This is a genomic window from Actinobaculum sp. 313 (genome assembly GCF_003073475.1).
In the GTDB taxonomy this organism is placed as follows: Bacteria; Actinomycetota; Actinomycetes; order Actinomycetales; family Actinomycetaceae; genus Asp313.
In genome coordinates, this window is sequence record NZ_CP029033.1 from 33155 (window position 1) to 50106 (window position 16952).

Genomic DNA, 16952 nt, shown 5'->3' on the forward strand with positions numbered 1-16952 from the left:
TGCCGACTCTATTCGCCTGCCGAATCGGCACTATGCTTGGGGCCCTTGCTTGCCTTTTCTGGGGCATCCGCGGCCGCTTCCTCCGCCTGCGCAGCGGCCTCTTCCACGGCTTCTGCCAGGGTCTCGGCGGCATCCGCTGGTGATGGAGCAGTGGCGGGTGTTTCCGACGCCGCCGCTGCTTCCTGCGTTCCGGCCGACGTATCCTCGGGGTCCTGCCAGTACGCCTCTGCCCATGGGTCCTCTACCGGCTGCGACCGCTTCCACAGCAGGTACACGGCACCAGCCGCTCCGGTGAGAATTGCGCAGGCACACAACAGCTTGCTGCCCCGCCGCTTCTTCTTCGGCGTGGGGTCGGTCAGGGCTTTCGTGGCTGATGTCTGGACGGCGAGGGCGCGTGTGCGGAGATCACCTTCCGATTCCCGTGCTGCGTCGGCGGCGGCCTTTGCCACGCGCTTTGCTTTCGGGATGTACTCGGTCACAACCTTCTCTTTGGCGATAGCGGCGCGGTCACGTGCATCCTCGACGACGGGCCGTAACCGGGTGGCGGCGTCTTCGACGCGGGGAGCCGCCCACTCCTTTCCTTGGACGGCTAGGTCCTGTGCCTGGCTTGCCATCTGGGCGGCAAAAGCCGATGCCTGCTTACCAGCCACAATGGCTTGCTCGGCCAAGTCCTCGGCCAGCTTTCGGGTGTACTCGGCGGTTTCTTTTCGTTGGATGGACATGACAATCTCCTTGGACCTCGGTATGCCTCCTCGGTCGGCCATCGCTATACCGCCATGGCCCGACGGAGCCACTGTGTTCTATTCTTCCCCCTATTCTCGCCCAGTGCACGACTAATGTCAGCCTTCTGCGGGGCTTCGCTTCGCTGACAGCTGTACCCGTCCATTGCTAACCGAGTGATATCTGCATGTGTGGCGCTTCGTTCAGGCTCCACATTTTGCGGAGTTGCTCGTCCGGCCGAACGCCCGTGCCCGGCGCCTTTCTTAACATTCGCTGACAGCGGTACCCGCGCGCCATCGCCTCCACTGTGGGAAAATGTATCTCATGGAAGCAACTCTGCATACGAACTACGGCGACATCGTCGTCGAACTATATCCGAATCATGCGCCGAAGACGGTGGCCAATTTTACCGAGCTCGCCACCGGCAAGCGGGAGTGGACACATCCCGCCACCGGCGAGAAGACTACCGATCCGCTGTACGACGGGGTTATTTTCCACCGCGTGATTGCCGGGTTCATGATTCAGGGTGGCGATCCGCTGGGCGTGGGGACGGGAGGCCCCGGCTATACCTTCGATGACGAAATCCACCCGGAGCTCAATTTCAACGAGCCCTACATTCTTGCGATGGCCAATGCTGGTACTCGGATGGGAAAAGGAACCAACGGGTCGCAGTTCTTCATCACGGTTGCACCAACTCCCTGGCTGCAGGGCAAGCACACGATTTTCGGCAAGGTCAATGACGAGCAGTCGCAGGGAGTTGTCGATCAGATCGCGCAGGTCGCTACCGGCGCGGCGGATCGTCCACTGGATGCCGTTGTGATCGAATCCGTGACGGTTACGGAGTAGACTCAAGCTCATGAGTCAGGACGGCGGCAGATTCGCGGAGGAATCTGGAGATCTCAGGCATAGCGCTGCTGGCGGGTACAGCTCGTACTCCTCTGGTGTCCCGCGCCAAAGGAGCGCGAGCGTGCCCCCTCAGCAGCCGTCCTGGCTATCACGCTTTTTCGGCCTGGGTCCGCATAAGCCGTGGGTTACGATCACCCTTGTAATTGCGTGTGTATTGGTTGCCCTGGTGGAACGAGTTCATTCGCAGATCGGCGGGTGGATGGTTTTCGCTCCGCTTGTCGGCGACGCCGAGCCGTGGCGTTTCCTGACCTCCGCATTTCTGCATGCCGGCCCTTGGCACCTTCTTCTCAATATGTACGCGCTGTGGCTCATCGGGTCAGCGCTGGAACCGGCTATTGGGCGGCTCTGTTTTCTGGCGATTTATCTTCTGTCTGCGGTGGCGGGTAATGTGACCGTTTTGTTGGCAGCCGATCCGCTTGGGCAGAGTTGGATAACCGCAACGGTTGGCGCCTCGGGAGCGGTGTTCGGTGTGTTCGGCGCTCTGTTCGTGCTGTACCGCCATTTCGGCGTGGACACCACGATGATCTTGGTGACCATTGGTCTGAATCTGGTCCTTACCTTCATGCCTGGTATGAACATTTCGTGGCAGTCGCATCTCGGAGGAATCATTACCGGTGCCGCAATGATGGCGCTAATGCTGCCGCATCGACGGGATTGGACACGCCGGAAGCGCAGCGTGCGTGACGTGGCGGTTATTGTGGGTACAGCGCTGGTATTACTGGTTCTCGTGGTGTGGAAGTACCACGGCTTGTGAAGTGTTTCCACTTGAGGCGAATCGGCGGTGAAAAAGCAGGTGTGGAAGTACCACGGCTACCCGGTCTGTGAAGTGTTTCGACGCCGCAAGAGCTGAGCACGGGCATGTTCGGGCCGTGCTCATAATCGCTTATGGACCCCGTCTTGCGCAGATCCCGGCGCGCGGCACTCCCGTCCTGCCAGATCCCGGCGCGCGTGGATCCTGGCCCCCGGCAGTGGCAACCGACCCCCGCGCCGCTGCCAGACCCCGATGCGCGTAGATCCTGGCCTTTACGTGCCATTTGCCGCGCCACTCACCGACGTCGATCCCAACCTGCGGAACTCCCAACCCGTATGGAGCCGGACTTGCATCGACCCCAACCTGCATAGTCCCGGCACGCGTTGCACAGATGAAATGGCTCGGCAGATGCCGAGCCATGTGGAGTGACGCCGCCGTACACGGCGAATAACACCCATGTAATTTTCCACAGTTGTGTGCACAGCTGTGGATCGTGCGCAGCGCACTGCCCGGGGTATTAGAGCGGTAATGTGGTCTCATTGTGCGGCTATCCGAAGCCATTGGGCAGGCCAGCTGATTAATTTCACAGGACACCCGCGGCTATTGCACGGGCCACCCGATGCCATCGCGCAGGCCACTTGATCTACCATCTACCGCCCGGCCCACCCGAAGTCATGGCACCGACCGCTCGAGCAGGTTCGTGAGCCGCTCCGATGTCCACGTGTTTCCGCCTACCTCTCGGCTACCGGGAACCTCCATCGCAGAGCATCGTGTGAAGCGCTTCCCGCGAGCCTCGTCGGGAGGTTGCGCCGTCGACCAGGTGAAAGCTACCGCCAGCCCATTGTCATAAGGAAGCCGACAAGCATGACGCCAAAGCCGAGGAAGAGGTTATTGTTCGATCCTGACCAGGCAGAAACGGGCAGGCCACCACCAGAAACGTAGGCGACCACGACAACCAGCAGGCCGAGAACCATCAACGTCACCATCAGCGGAGCCCACCAACGTGGCGAATGCCTTTCGGTCGGCTTCACCTTTTTGCGGGAAGACGCGCGGCGCCGCCGCTCTTCTTGCTGCTCGATTCCCCTCTTGGTTCCCTTGGGAGCTGGTTTCTTCGAGCTTGAAGCGCTGGACGTGCCCTTCTTCTCGCGGGTCTCCTTGGCTCTACGCGTAGACTTCTCGCGCTCAGTCGACTTTTCGCGCTCTGCAGACTCGGGCATCCTCATCCTCTTGTTTCGGTAAATGTTGCCAGCACTAGAGTAGCGACTTTCTCGGGCGTGCGGGTCCACAACATCGCCTGTTCAGGCGTCTGCGCTGCTCCCGGGGACTATCCGGGAGGCTCTCCGGCCGAGGCGGATACGCCAGGAAGGCGACTCGACCTCCTTTCGGCTCGCTCTGGTGCAGCAAGCGGGACCGGCCAGATTACTCTGGACCGTAGCGAGCTGCTGCCTGGCCCGTCGGCAGACCTGCCGCAAGCGGGGGCGCCGGGGCGATAACCGCCGCGCGTGGTAGCAATTCCATGTGAGAGTGATTCGGCGGCGTGGTAGTGGTTCGGCGGTGTGGTACCGATTCCGCGTCTACCCCCAGCCAAGCCATGCCTGGGCCCCGGATAGATGGGACGACATGCTGGCGGGATGCCGCCTATCAAGGAAGACGTTAGTCTAGTAGCTATCGTCGAAAGGGGTGCATTCATGGGACGCCACAGTCAGAAGTCCGACCGGGGAGGCGCGTTGTCGTCTGACTCGACAGGCTCGCCCGCAGTTGACGAGAGCTGGTCGCGGGCGACGGAGAGCGAACCCGCAAGCCTCCAACCCGCAAGCGCCGCGGCCACGGGCGTTGAACCCGCGGACGTTGAACCCGCGGGCGTTGAACCCGCGAGCGGCGAATCCACAGGTGGTCTGGCTGCCTTTTTCGGCGACGACGAGACGCTGTATTCCGAAGACGTCGCATCTGCTGATTTCCCGGAGACCGTAGCTATGCACGCTCCAACGCGGCAGCGTTCGACCAGGAAGAAGCGCTCCCTATTCTGGTGCGCGCTGGGCGTTCTTGGTGAACTGCTGATCACCGTCGGCATCGTCGTCGGACTATTTGTCGTGTGGCAGTTGTGGTGGACAGACGTGGTTGCCAAGCAGGAGCAGGCCGCCGCCATCGAGGAGATCCAGGACGACTGGGGAGAAGCGCCGGTCAAAATTGGTACCCCGCGCTATGACGATCCACCCGCAGTTCCGCATCCAACCGATGAGGGCGCGCTGATCGGACTAATGCGCATTCCGCGTTTTGGAGTGGATAACGTCGACACGATCCGAGAGGGAGTCGGCCTGAAAACCGTGTTGGATACGGGAGCATTCGGGCACTATCCCGACACCGCCTACCCGGGGGAGATCGGTAACTTCGCCACTGCCGCTCACCGCCAGACGTACGGCGCACCCATGCGCGACGTGGATCAGCTCCAGGTTGACGACGCGATCATCGTCGAAACGGAGGACGCATACCTCATCTACAAGGTCACCGACTCGTATATCGTTGAGCCCTCGCAAGGTGAGGTAGTCGCACCGGTTCCCGGCGATCTGGAGGCGGAGGCAACCGAGCGCCACCTGACAATCACCACCTGCCATCCACCCTTTGTGTCGGACAAGCGGTGGGTCATCCACGCGAAATATGATCATTGGGTGGCACGCGATGACGGCATTCCCGAGGAGCTAGCGAAGTAGATATCTGGCCCGGTGGATGTTAACGGCTTGGGCAGGATGCGAAGTACCAAGTGCCAGGCCGAACAACAACACTCGCGGCACGGAGAAAGGATCACAATGTATGCAGCGATATGGCGGCATCTACCTGGCCCGCGATGGTTGAAGGCTCTGGAGGCCATTATCATCGTCGCCGCAATTGTGGTGGCCCTGTTCACCTGGGTGTATCCGTGGGCTGCTGATACCTTCCTACCCGATCTCGACAATACGGTGGGCTGAATGACTGACATCCTCGTTATCGACAACTACGACAGCTTCGTCTACACCATCGTCGACTACCTGCGGCTTCTCGGGGCGCAGACAACGGTGGTACGCAACGACGTCGTCGACCTCGCAAGCGTTGCCGACGCCGACGGCGTGCTGGTGTCTCCCGGCCCGGGAACACCGGCCGACGCCGGCAAAGCGCCGGATGTGATCCGCGAATGCGCACGACTGCACAAACCCATGCTTGGCGTATGCCTGGGGCAACAGGGCCTCGGCGAGGCATTCGGAGCGACCGTCGCCCACGCCCCGGAGCTCATGCACGGAAAGACGTCCGAAATAGTCCATGATGGGACGGGCGTCTTCGCGGGTCTGGAGAGCCCGCTGCGTGTTACTCGTTATCACTCCTTGGCCGTCGTGCCGGAGACCATCCCAGATTGTCTGCGTATTACGGCGACGACGACGGACGGAGTGGTGATGGCTTTCGAGCACACGGAGCTTCCACTGTGGGGGGTGCAGTTCCACCCGGAGTCAGTGATGACGGTGGGTGGCCATCGCATGCTCGCCAACTGGTTGACATTGTGTGGATCAACCAACGCGCTGGCGCTCGCGGAGGGAAAGAAGCCTCTGGTGCGGGAGCACTGAGTGCTGCCGGGGATGCGCCGCAGCCCGGCACATCAGTGACGTACCGGGCTGCCGTGAACCTGATAAGAGCTTTCAGTGCCGACCGCATTACCCGTCAGAGGATGTTGGCTCCTCCGTTGGCTCCGATGGCGCAGGTTCGGTAGACGGTTCGGTGTATTGCCCGACGGTAATGGTCACCGAGCTGCCCTGGCTAACCGTGTCCCCCTCGTTGGCGCTGGCACTGATGACCCTACCGTCCTGCGAGGAGTCACTGACCTTCTCTGAGCGTGTATTCACGTTAAGATTCAAGGCATTCAACGCTGCGGTCGCGTCACTTTCTGACAAGCCAACCAAAGTTGGCACAATCACATTTCCGGAGGCGACAGTCACCGTTACCGAGTCGCCACGCTGGGCCGACGCACCCGCGTTAGGGGTCTGTGAAACGATACGATCCTTGGACTGGCTCGGGTCATCAACGGTTGTGGTTCCGCCGAGTGTCAGACCGTACTCCTGCAAACGGTTTGCCGCCTGTTCCGTCGTCATCCCGCTCAAATCTGGCACTTCCACTGCGGAGGAGCCGGAGGAGAAATGCACGGTCACGGTAGTGCCGGGATCAACGCTCTCGCCGGGACTCGGGGAAGAACTGACGAATAATCCTTCCTCGACCGTGTCGGAAGCGACATCGTTGCCCTTACGGAACTCAAGACCAGCTGCCTCCAACGCCTTCTCGACTTCCCTTTCAGTCATGCCTGTGAGTCGGGGAACCTCCACCTGACTAACTGTGGCCGTCGTGGTCGTCGTCGGCGTGGGCTCGGGATCGCGACCGGAGAGAACGGCCCAGAGGATCGCCACCAAGGCGATCACCAACAAAGCGATGCCGCCCCAAATCATGGCACGGTTCTTCCGGCGGGTCTTTTCCTTCTCCTCGTCAACAGCTTCCTGCGTACCGGTCTGCGCCGGGGCGTAGGTGGTGGCCGCAGCGGCTTGGGTTGCGGTATCCACCGTGGTGGGAGCCGCCTGCGCCACCTGTGTGGGCGGGAACACCGCCACCGGTGCCATATTCCACGAAGTCACGGAGGGCGCGTCAACGCCCTCACCCCGCGCAGCGGAGAGCAGATCGTTACGGAACTCCGCCGCACTTTGATACCGCGCGTCGCGCTGCTTCGCCAGGGATTTCATTACAACCCGATCAATGGCATCCGGAATGTCGGGTGCTACCTGGGATGTCGGCCTCGGTGTCTCCGACACATGCTGGTAGGCAACCGCCACGGCGGAGTCGCCGGAGAACGGGGGCTTTCCAGTCAGCAGTTCGTAGAGCAGGCAACCGGTGGAGTACAGATCGGAGCGTGCATCCACCACTTCGCCGCGGGCTTGTTCAGGCGAAAGATACTGTGCGGTGCCCACCACCGAATTCGTCTGCGTCATGGTGGCAGCAGAGTCCGCAATGGCCCGGGCGATCCCGAAATCCATCACCTTCACCTTGGCATCCGGCGTGATCATCACGTTGCCCGGCTTAATGTCCCGGTGAATGATACCTTCGTGATGTGAGTACTCCAAGGCGGAGAGCACGCCTACCACAATCTGCACTGCCTCACCGATCGGCACCGGGTCGCCATCCGCCAGCAAAGCCGCGACGGTGCGCCCTTTGACGTACTCCATGACAATGTAGGGCAAGGAGATCGCTTTACCCGTCTCGGTGGAAACCTGCTCTTCGCCGGTGTCATACACGGCCACAATCGACGGGTGGTTCAGTGCCGCAGCAGACTGTGCCTCACGGCGGAACCGGGCCAGGAACATCGGATCCTGCGCCAAGTCGGTACGCAGCACCTTAATGGCAACCGTACGCGACAGGCGTGTGTCATAGCCCAGATGTACCTGAGCCATGCCACCTCTACCGATGAGGTCGCCCACTTCATAGCGTTTACCGAGGACGCGGGGAATATCAGGCATGTCGCGTCACCCCTCCTTCTTGGCCATATTCTGCCGTAAATCGTTGGTCATACCGCTTCACTCCGCCTCACTCATTGGTTGAGATACGCCTCGATGACTTGTTTGGCGATTGGTGCGGACACCGACCCGCCGTCGCCACTCCAACCGGCGTTGCCGGCATTTTCCACAACAACCGCAACCACGATCTGTGGATCGTCCGCCGGTGCGAATGCAACGAACCAGGTGTGTGGGGGTGTGGACGAGCTGATCTCGGCAGTGCCCGTCTTACCTGCCACCTCAATGCCGTCAATCGCGGCCCGATAACCCGTGCCGGAGTTGACGTCATCGACCATCATCTCGGTCATATATTCCGCAGTTTGCTCGCTCATGGGCTGTGAATACACCTGCGGTTTGCTTGTACTCAGCGTTTCCAGATCTGCCGTCAGGGTCCGCTGTACCAGATAGGGCTTCATCAGCACGCCGTCGTTCGCGATTGCCGCCCCGATCATAGCCATCTGCATGGGTGTGACCCGGATGTCTTGCTGGCCAAAGGAATCCATGGCCAGCGCAGCTGTTGATTCGGGCTCCGGGAAGCGAGAGGCGGATACTCGCAGCGGGGTCTGAATCGTATCGCCGAAGCCGAAGAGTTCGGCCTGCGCCATCATATCTTCCGCTCCTACTTCGACGCCACCGATCGCAAAGGCGGTGTTGCAGGACTGCACGAAGGCCTGCCGCAGCGTGACCCGGCCGGAACCATCGCCGCACACGGCCTCACCGGGATTCTCAATGCTGTGGGAGGTACCCGGAGGGGTGTAACTGGTTGGTGCTTCCACCAAGGTGTCCGGCGTCATGTCAGGATTCTTCTCCAGCATCGCGGTGGCGGTCAACATCTTGAATGTGGAGCCGGGCGCGTACTGATCACCACCGATTGTGCGGTCCACCAGAGGTTTATTCGGGTCGTTGGAAAGAGCGTCCCATGCCTCGCTGGCGGCTGTTTTATCGTGTGTTGCCAGGGAATTCGCATCATAAGTGGGGATGGACACTTGCGCGAGGATAGCGCCGGTTTTTGGATCGAGGGCAACGACGGCGCCCTTCTGGCCGTCCATGGCGTTGATCGCGGCCTCCTGCGCCTTGGAACTGATGGTGAGTTCCACACCGCCGCCCTGCGGCTGCTTGCCGGTAACAAGCTCTTCCAAACGCTGGGTCAGCAGCGACGAGTCCGAGCCGCCGAGAACAGAGTTCTCGGCTCTTTCGATGCCGGTCATCGAATTGAAGGAGGTTGAGAAGTAGCCGGTGACATTCGAGTAGTTGCTGGCTTGTGAATAGACGCGCTGATACTGGTAGGGGTCATCGACCGGTGAGGACGATGCAATTGCTTCGCCATCCACAATAATCGGACCGCGATCTGTGCCGTATTCGCGGTACAGTGTCCGCGAATTACGGGAGTCCGCATTCAGCCGGGGAGCCTGGAAGAACTGAATGTAGGTTGCCGCAACCATCAGGCACACGAACATCGCAGTGGCAAGGGTAGCGAGATGACGAATCGGACGGTTCATCGGATGTTCACCACCTGGGTCTCCTGTGAGTCGGATGGTTCGTCCTCGGGTGATTCGGACGAGTCGGCATCCTGTTCGTATTCGGGATCTGCTCAAGAATCTCCTGCGGAGGTAGCGGGTCGGCAGCAGCCGGCCGCCGAGCGGCGTCGGAAATTCTAAGAAGCAAGCCAATAATAATCCAGTTGGCGAGCAGTGCCGAACCACCGTGCGCAAGGAACGGCATGGCCAATCCGGTCAAAGGGATGACTCGTGTGACACCGCCGACCACGATGAAGCACTGAATGGCAATGGTGAAGGAAAGTCCGGTGGCGAGCAGTTTGCCGAAACCGTCGCGCAGGAAGATAGCCGTACGTAGGCCGCGCATAACCAGCAGGAGGTAGATCGACAGCAAGGCGAGCATGCCGACCAGCCCAATCTCCTCGCCCAGCGATGCCATGATGAAGTCCGAGTTGGCGGCATACGACTTAGTCGGATATCCCTCGCCCAGCCCGGTTCCGAACAGTCCCCCCGAGGCCATGCCAAAGAGGCCCTGGACCAGCTGGTAAGAGCCGTACTGGGCGTCGTATACGTCGGCGTCCAGAGCGTGTAGCCAGATGGTGAAACGTGCCTGAATATGCGGCATCGCTTCCACCAGGGCCGCCACGCCCCCTGCCGTGAGGAGAGCACCGATGATAATCCAGGAGACCCGTTCCGTTGCCGCATAGAGCATGGCGACGAATAGGCCGAAGAACAGGATTGCCGTACCGAAGTCCTTCTCGGCTGCCAGAGTGCCCATGGAGAGCAGCCAGGCGAGCAGCAGGGGCACCATGTGCCGGGCTTTTGGTAGATGCAGGCCGAGGACCTTCGGGCCGGCCAGCGAAAGATTGTCGCGCTCGGATACGAGGTAGCTGGCGAAGAAGACGGCGAAGCAGATCTTCGCCACTTCGGCGGGCTGGAAGGAGAAACCGGCTACGCGGATCCAGATGCGCGCGCCCTGGAAACCAATTCCGATACCGGGAGCAAGAGGCAGGAGAAGCAGAACGACGCCGAGGATTAAGGAGGTCCAGGTGAATCGGCGTAGCAGCCGGTGGTCGCGCAAAACCACAACGGTTCCAACCATGAACACCATGCCGACGGCACTTAAGATCAATTGGTTGCGCACATCGTTGGATTCGGAGGCTACATCGATCCGGTAAATCATGGCTAGACCGACGCCATTCAAGGCGAGGGCACAGGGGAAGAGGACAGGATCGGCATAGGGAGCGACATGCCGGATCATCAGATGGGCACCGATTGCAATCACAACGGCGAGGACCGTCATCGCAGTCATATTGCTTGGCAGCCCCGTACCGCCGGTGCCGATATGCACCAGATAGTAGGCGATGAAGCCGATTGCCAGAGCAAGTGTGAGTAGCAGCAGCTCGGGGATACGCCCCTTACGAGCCTGGGTTTGTGTTACGACGCTCATGGCTCATCCCGCCCGAAGAGTCGAGAGGGATCAATACCCCACGACTCCCATGTGAATTGCTGGTCGGGCGACGGCGACGCGGAGGGCGACGGCGACGCGGAGGAACTCGGCTGGGACGAGGGTGCCAGCTGGCTTTCCAGGTTGTCAACGATCTCGCGCGCCTCGGCCAGTGAGCTACGCGTGATGGGTGTGCGCAGTCTCTCCCGTGCCACCTGTTGTAGATCTGCCACGCGGATATCGCTGCGTTCAACGACCGAGGAGAGTGCCATTGGACCGAGGGTCTGCGGGATTCCCCGGAAGATCGTCACGTATCCGGCGTCGCTGGAGACGTAGTACTGGGTTTGCGTCCAGCGGTAGCCGCCGAAGAGGGCGCCACCGATCAGAACAAGCACCGCGAGCAGAGCGGCGATGCGTGCCGGGATGCGCGAGCGGTGGTGCTCTTCTTCGTCAAGCGGCTCCGTGTCTGTTTCCTCATCGGCCGTGCGTGGTGGGGAGGAAAGCACATTGGCGCGGGCAGCCGCCGAATTTCCACCACGCGTAGGACGATGGTGATCAACGGCGGCGGAGCCCACGATGATGGGCTCTTGGCTCTGTGCTGGTCCCGCCTTCTCGTCGTCAACGATGTCACCGAGGACAACGGTCACATTGTCCGGAGCTCCGGCGGCCAGGGCCAGTTCAATGAGATGCTCGCCGCAAGACGCCAGGTCATGGTAGTTCCGCAGGGTGTGTTCGATGGTTTCATGGGAGACGACGCCGAACAGGCCGTCCGAGCAGAGTAGCCAGCGGTCTCCGGGAATCGCTTCGCGTACCGATTCGTCCAACTCGACGTCGCCGGGTGTATCGCCGAGCGCGCGCATAATCACATTGCGCTTGGGATGGTGCTCAGCCTCCTCCGGAGTGAGTTGGCCGCGATCAACGAGGAATTGGACGAGGGTGTGATCATGCGTGACCTGCGTCAGCTTCTCGTTGCGCTGCAGGTAGGCCCGTGAGTCTCCGATGTGGACCATGGCGAGTTTATTGCCCGAGCGCAGCAGTGCAATACAGGTGGTGCCCAATCCGGCCAGTTCCGGGTCGTCCTCCGAGCGCTGCATGAGGTCCTCATGAGCGGAATTGACTGCCTCGCGGAGCAGCGGGAGTAGATCATCGGCGCCGTGGACGTCGTCGTCGAGTGCGGCGAGGTAGCCAACGGTGACCGAGGAGGCAACGTCTCCGGCGGCGGCACCGCCCATCCCGTCGGCTAATACAAGTAGGTTTGGCGACGCATAACCGCCGTCTTGATTACTGCTGCGGATAAGGCCCACATCGGAGAATGCGGCGAAACGAAGCTGCACACTCATCGGCGTAACTCCATCGTGGTCTTACCGATAACGATCGACGCGCCCGGCGGTAGCGGCGTTGGGGTACTAATGCGTTTGCCGGAGACGAAAGTGCCATTCGTCGAGTCGAGGTCTTCGATCCACCATTGACCGTCGTTGTGGTAGATCCGGGCATGGCGCGACGACGAATAGGTGTCGTCCAGTACGAGTGCACTGTCGGGTGAGCGTCCCACGACGATGGATGCCTGCCCAAGTGGCAGAGTCGTGCCGGCCAATGGTCCGCCTGTCACAGCCAAGGTCGGGGCGCGGGGAGTTGACTTTTGAGGTTGGGGAGTGGGGGCTGGCACGGAGTCACGGCGCGGGACGCGACGCCGTCGGTCACGCACTTGGCTGCCGTAAACGTCCTTGCGCACCGTGATTACCACGGCGAATACAAACAACCACAGCAGAGCGAGGAAACCGAAGCGCAGCAGGGTTAGGACTAGGGTGCTCATTCGTCCTCCGGGCTGGTCCAGAACATGATATGTGTTCGTCCAACCGTGATTGTATTGCCATCCACCAAGGTGGCGGCGGAAATACGGTGCCCTTCGACGAAACTTCCGTTGGTCGATCCGAGATCGGTGGCGATAACACCGCCTGGCGTCACGCGTAGTTCCAGGTGACGGCGTGAGATGCCCGAGTCATCAATAGTGATGTCGCAATCGGAACCACGTCCGATCACCGTGACATCGCCGGTGAGGAGGTAACGTTCCGAGCCGATTTCGATGATGGGGTGCTCGGTAGAAGCTGCATTGGAGGTTGCCGGTGCCACGGCGCCGCGTTTCGTGGACGAAGTGATATGGAGGTTGCCGGATTTCAAAGAGGCGTCCTCTTCAAAGCGGATCAAGATGGGTCCGAGGAAGGTGTAGCCCTGGTCGGTGGCGTACTCGGTGGCGGAGCGGATGAGTTCCTCGGCGAAGGCGTCTTGCCCCCAATCGTCAACGTTTCTGAAGTCGGCGGCGGATAGTGCGATTGTGAAGTCGTTGGGGCTGATGGTGCGTTGACGGCTCATAACGGCCGCATTCTTATCCATGGCCTTCTTCAGGGCCGATGTGATCTCCACCGGCTTGAGCTCCGAGTGGAAGGCACGCGAAAAGGCGTTGGCCACGGCGTTCTCGACGCCCTTCTCGAACTTATCGAAAGCACCCACGCTTTACCTCCTGCACCTCGCACCTGTAGTGATCACGGTGCGCCGTTCGACCAGAGAGCACGGTCGCATCACGGTGCTCGGTCTCACCTGTGCTGACAACTCGGTCTCACCTGTGCTGACAACCATGTACCACCTCCGGCCGATGACACTTTATCCTCTTTGAGCGGCGGAACCGAAGTGGCGCCATCCCGGCTCATCGGGGAGAGGACTCTTCCCCGGCTGGATACACGGCCGCTGCGGGCGAGGCAAGGCGCTGAGGGCGAGGCGAGCCGCTGAGGGCGGCGCCTGCCTGCTAGCGAGTGCCGCTGAGCGGCTGAACCGGTCTCTCGACGGGAGTGCTCTCAGCGAGGAGCCGTCAAAGGGCACAAACCTCGTGCGACTGCGAAGTGTCCGCTGACCAGCAGCGAAACCCTGCATCCTTCCGGTGAAGCAAAGTCCACCTATCACACCTTACGGGTTCGTTGATGCTTTTGGCATCCTTGTTATCGCGCTGTTACCTTTCTGATGAGGTTCCATGCCAGACGGCACCGTGCCTATCAGGAGCAATGGCGAAATTAATGTGGGCGGTGTCACTCGCGCCTCGTGCTGACGCGGGAGTGCCGACGCGGGAAAAGTTCCGTTCAATTCGGTGTGGCCACACTTGGGTCAGATGGCCGTTCTTCGTGGGCGGCTCCACACTGCATCGACTTGGAATTAGAACCGGTCCCCACTAAGCTGATACATGCTGAAAACGCATTCAGAGGCGGCTAGCCCGCAAGTGCGGTGCGTTCGAGCTCAAGTGGCGGAATAGGCAGACGCGCACGGTTCAGGTCCGTGTGCCCGAAAGGGCGTGGGGGTTCAACTCCCCCCTTGAGCACCATTCATCTCGGTTGATCATCTGGCACCGGTGAGTTGATCACCTGGTACTAGTAACCTGCCAAGCCCGCCTACGGCCGGACCGTCAATCAAGTTCAGACGCATTAGCTCCTGCTTAAACCACTTTTCATGCCTGTGTTCCGTCCAGCTGGTTATGAACGCAACGAGAAGCGGCTTAAAGGCCGGAGAAGCTGTCCGCTTTGTGGTCTGGTTGTCGGCATGGTTTTTCTTGCCCGGCCCGTCATGCTCTAGCGGTTTCGTGTGTCCCAGTGCCGAGTGCGGTGCCCGCCTCATGCCGGGGTCTGTCGGCATGGTCTTTCTCGCCGGGGCCCGTCAGGGTCTAGTGGTGTGGTGTGTTCTAGTGTGGAGTTTGTTGTCCGTTTCATGGTTGGGTTGTCGGCATGGTCTTTCTCGCCGGGGCCCGTCAGGGTCTAGTGGTGTGGTGTGTTCTAGTGTGGAGTTTGTTGTCCGTTTCATGGTTGGGTTGTCGGCATGCTCTTTCTCGCCGGGGCCCGTCACGCTCTAGCGGTCTGGTGTGTCCCAGCGCCGAGTGCGGCGCCGGGCTCATGCTTGGGTCTGCCGATGCGACCATGACCGGGCCATGCGATCTGATGCTCCGATGGGTGTCAAAATCCCGTCCAAACGACGAGTTATCGAAAGGGCCATCGCCTCAAATCCGCATGATTCCACCATTCTTTAAATGGAGCGATTCCACTTTGCCTTCGTTTGGACGGGATTTTGACAAAGTACCACAGAAGGAGCACCAGGGCCTGGTCGGAACAGCACACCACGGAGCGGATTTGGACGAACCCGACGAAGCAACACCTCTAACGGTCGGGACCTCCCTCACAGTGTTGATCTTTCGGGTCTAGACAGTCGCGGCAGGCGCCACAGCGGCAGGCTCCTCCGGCTCTGAGAAAGGGTGGACTGGGTTCTCACGCCGAGGAGGAGTTGCGGGCCGGTCCTCTCAATCCAGTCCTGTGACGACTGGGTTTTGAGGTCGAGGAGGAGTTGCGGGCCGGTCCTCTCGATCTAGTCTCGTGATGACTGGGTTTTGAGGTCGAGGAGGAGTTGCTATCCGTGATGGAGTCGCGGCGTTCTGACGCTTCGACGGAGCCCTCCGACGCGATGATGTCGAGAGGAGTGACCTTCCGTGAAGCCTCCTCGAACACTGCACTCTACAACGGGGTGTTCCAGGTTTTCTGACCAACCGGTCGGCTCGCTCAGGCCGTACTTAGGTGATCACACCTCGCGTGAAATACTCCATACTGCTCACTAAGTTGGCTGAGTGTTGTAGCGCGAAGCGAGAATCTCCTTGACCTCCGATACGATCAGTCCGTTCTCGACTTCTTGCCGCGTGAAACGAGCAACGCGATAACCCTGTTTGAAGAGTTCGCGGTCGCGCCAACGATCTGCAGCGAACTGATAGTCGTCGTTGTGATAGCTGTAGCCGTCAACCTCGACCACCAGCCAGCCTTCAATCACGAAATCAACTTCGCCGACGCCCGGAATCTGCACGCCGTCGGCGAAGTTGATGCCCGCATCATGAAACTGAAGCCGAGCCTTTGTTTCCAGGGGCGAGCGCGCACGTGCACTAGCCAGAGAGAGCCTATCGCGAGCCTGCCGGGAGCCGGGACCGCGTAATAGCGCGGCAATAGCGGCGGCTGTGGTATGCGACTGGTGTAGTGCGGCGTCGCAGGCCATGAGCGGACCCTCCGGGCGGTTATCGCAACGCAGAAAGCGGGCCAGCATGAGCGGGACGGGCGCCGCGGGATAGGCGGTTGGTGCCGGAAGTTCAAGGGAGCGTTCTATATGCACGACCTCTCGAGTGCGGGGATAGAAGTAGCCTCCCAGATCACCAGCGTGAGGGTATCGGCCATGTGGTATGGCGATATGTACCACACTCCACGATGAGGATTGGGGGTAGCCGTAGTAGTAAGCCGCATGCTGGCAGGTGATGACTCCGCCGTGTATGCGAGCAAGGACTACATGGCGCTCGGCGCCCAGCAAGCCGACCACTCCTCGAGGATAGGCGATCAGTTCTCCAGCACCTACTAGGCGGTCGACATGGCGGCGTTCTGTGCGATCCAATTGGAGCTCAAGCAGTCGCACAGCGCCGTGGCAACTGCGTATGCGAGCGAGAATGTCATCGTCTTGCGTCATGACTTGAGATTGGCAAGACGGCGACCTAAAAGAAAGGCGATGCGAATTCCTGTGGAAAGGCGCGGACGAATCGAGGTTGTGGATACGTCGACTTGTTGGATGGGCCGCAATCCTTGTGTGGATGTAAGCGAATGAAGGCCAGTAGACGATTACCAGATGGTGACCGGCGCTGTTCCGATGGTCCGGTGCCCGGCGCTCACTGATCGTGAGTATCGGCGGAGCATTCGCCATTGTTCCGGTGGATCGGTGTCAAGCCGGGCAGGTGGGTTGTGGCTGGATCAGTGAGTAGCAAGATCGCGCTTCTCTGGCGCTGGCGTTACTGTGAAGGTCTCTTCATCTGGGTCGGACCGGGTGTGGGTGGACCGGGCCGGATGTGTGGGTTGGACCGGGCCGGATGTGTGGGTTGGACCGGGTGTGGGTGGACCGGGCCGGGTGTGTGGGTTGGACCGGGTGTGGGTGGACCGGGCCGGGTGTGTGAGCGGCGTGGTGTCAAAATCCCGTCCAAACGACGAGTTAGCAACAAGGCCATCGCCTCAATTCCGCATGATTCC

At 60.6% G+C, this 16952-nt stretch carries 14 protein-coding genes and 1 tRNA gene; 6 read left to right on the plus strand and 9 right to left on the minus strand.

The window, feature by feature from the left end; translation table 11 throughout:
* Positions 1-8: 8 nt before the first annotated feature.
* Positions 9-722 carry a hypothetical protein gene (locus DDD63_RS00130; RefSeq protein WP_108714663.1) on the minus strand — a complete coding sequence of 238 codons (714 nt, stop codon included), beginning with the start codon at positions 720-722 and terminating at the stop codon, positions 9-11.
* A 322-nt stretch (positions 723-1044) separates the two neighbouring features.
* On the opposite strand from DDD63_RS00130, the gene DDD63_RS00135 reads away from it, so the two are divergent.
* A complete protein-coding gene (locus DDD63_RS00135; protein ID WP_108714664.1) occupies positions 1045-1566 on the plus strand; it encodes a peptidylprolyl isomerase in 522 nt (173 codons plus the stop codon).
* A gap of 121 nt (positions 1567-1687) precedes the next feature.
* Positions 1688-2380 (plus strand): rhomboid family intramembrane serine protease, encoded by a 693-nt coding sequence (locus DDD63_RS00140; RefSeq protein WP_240611294.1) that lies wholly within the window; start codon positions 1688-1690, stop codon positions 2378-2380.
* Positions 2381-3204: 824 nt separating this feature from the next.
* On the opposite strand, the gene DDD63_RS00145 is transcribed toward DDD63_RS00140, so the two are convergent.
* Positions 3205-3594: a cell division protein CrgA gene (locus DDD63_RS00145; protein WP_108714666.1), complete on the minus strand. Its 390-nt coding sequence runs from the start codon at positions 3592-3594 to the stop codon at positions 3205-3207.
* A gap of 414 nt (positions 3595-4008) precedes the next feature.
* Between DDD63_RS00145 and DDD63_RS00150 the strand changes: the two genes are divergently transcribed.
* From DDD63_RS00150 to DDD63_RS00155, 3 genes are all read left to right on the plus strand, one after another.
* Entirely contained in the window at positions 4009-5085 is a 1077-nt protein-coding gene (locus DDD63_RS00150; RefSeq protein WP_240611295.1) for a class E sortase, read from the plus strand.
* A 96-nt stretch (positions 5086-5181) separates the two neighbouring features.
* Positions 5182-5340 carry a hypothetical protein gene (locus tag DDD63_RS12105; RefSeq protein ID WP_164505376.1) on the plus strand — a complete coding sequence of 53 codons (159 nt, stop codon included), beginning with the start codon at positions 5182-5184 and terminating at the stop codon, positions 5338-5340.
* Entirely contained in the window at positions 5341-5967 is a 627-nt protein-coding gene (locus DDD63_RS00155; protein WP_108714667.1) for an aminodeoxychorismate/anthranilate synthase component II, read from the plus strand.
* Positions 5968-6054: 87 nt separating this feature from the next.
* Here the strand turns inward: DDD63_RS00155 and pknB are convergent, their stop codons facing one another.
* The 6 genes from pknB to DDD63_RS00185 all read right to left on the minus strand — a co-directional run bounded on the left by pknB (position 6055) and on the right by DDD63_RS00185 (position 13383).
* Positions 6055-7896 (minus strand): Stk1 family PASTA domain-containing Ser/Thr kinase, encoded by a 1842-nt coding sequence (gene pknB / locus DDD63_RS00160; RefSeq protein ID WP_108714668.1) that lies wholly within the window; start codon positions 7894-7896, stop codon positions 6055-6057.
* A gap of 71 nt (positions 7897-7967) precedes the next feature.
* Complete coding sequence (locus DDD63_RS00165; RefSeq protein WP_108714669.1) at positions 7968-9431, minus strand: penicillin-binding protein 2; 1464 nt, start codon at positions 9429-9431, stop codon at positions 7968-7970.
* Positions 9432-9438: 7 nt separating this feature from the next.
* Complete coding sequence (locus DDD63_RS00170) at positions 9439-10878, minus strand: FtsW/RodA/SpoVE family cell cycle protein (protein WP_108714670.1); 1440 nt, start codon at positions 10876-10878, stop codon at positions 9439-9441.
* Positions 10875-12215 carry a protein phosphatase 2C domain-containing protein gene (locus tag DDD63_RS00175; RefSeq protein ID WP_108714671.1) on the minus strand — a complete coding sequence of 447 codons (1341 nt, stop codon included), beginning with the start codon at positions 12213-12215 and terminating at the stop codon, positions 10875-10877. Before DDD63_RS00175 ends, DDD63_RS00170 begins: the two co-directional genes overlap by 4 nt.
* Positions 12212-12688, minus strand: coding sequence for an FHA domain-containing protein (locus tag DDD63_RS00180; RefSeq protein WP_108714672.1), 477 nt, complete (start codon positions 12686-12688; stop codon positions 12212-12214). The genes DDD63_RS00175 and DDD63_RS00180 overlap by 4 nt, the downstream gene beginning before the upstream one ends.
* Positions 12685-13383, minus strand: coding sequence for a DUF3662 and FHA domain-containing protein (locus DDD63_RS00185; protein ID WP_108714673.1), 699 nt, complete (start codon positions 13381-13383; stop codon positions 12685-12687). The genes DDD63_RS00180 and DDD63_RS00185 overlap by 4 nt, the downstream gene beginning before the upstream one ends.
* Positions 13384-14155: 772 nt before the next feature.
* On the opposite strand from DDD63_RS00185, the gene DDD63_RS00190 reads away from it, so the two are divergent.
* A tRNA-Leu gene (locus DDD63_RS00190) sits at positions 14156-14242 on the plus strand.
* Positions 14243-15513: 1271 nt separating this feature from the next.
* On the opposite strand, the gene DDD63_RS00195 is transcribed toward DDD63_RS00190, so the two are convergent.
* Positions 15514-16401, minus strand: coding sequence for a DUF559 domain-containing protein (locus DDD63_RS00195; RefSeq protein ID WP_240611296.1), 888 nt, complete (start codon positions 16399-16401; stop codon positions 15514-15516).
* Positions 16402-16952: the final 551 nt, after the last annotated feature.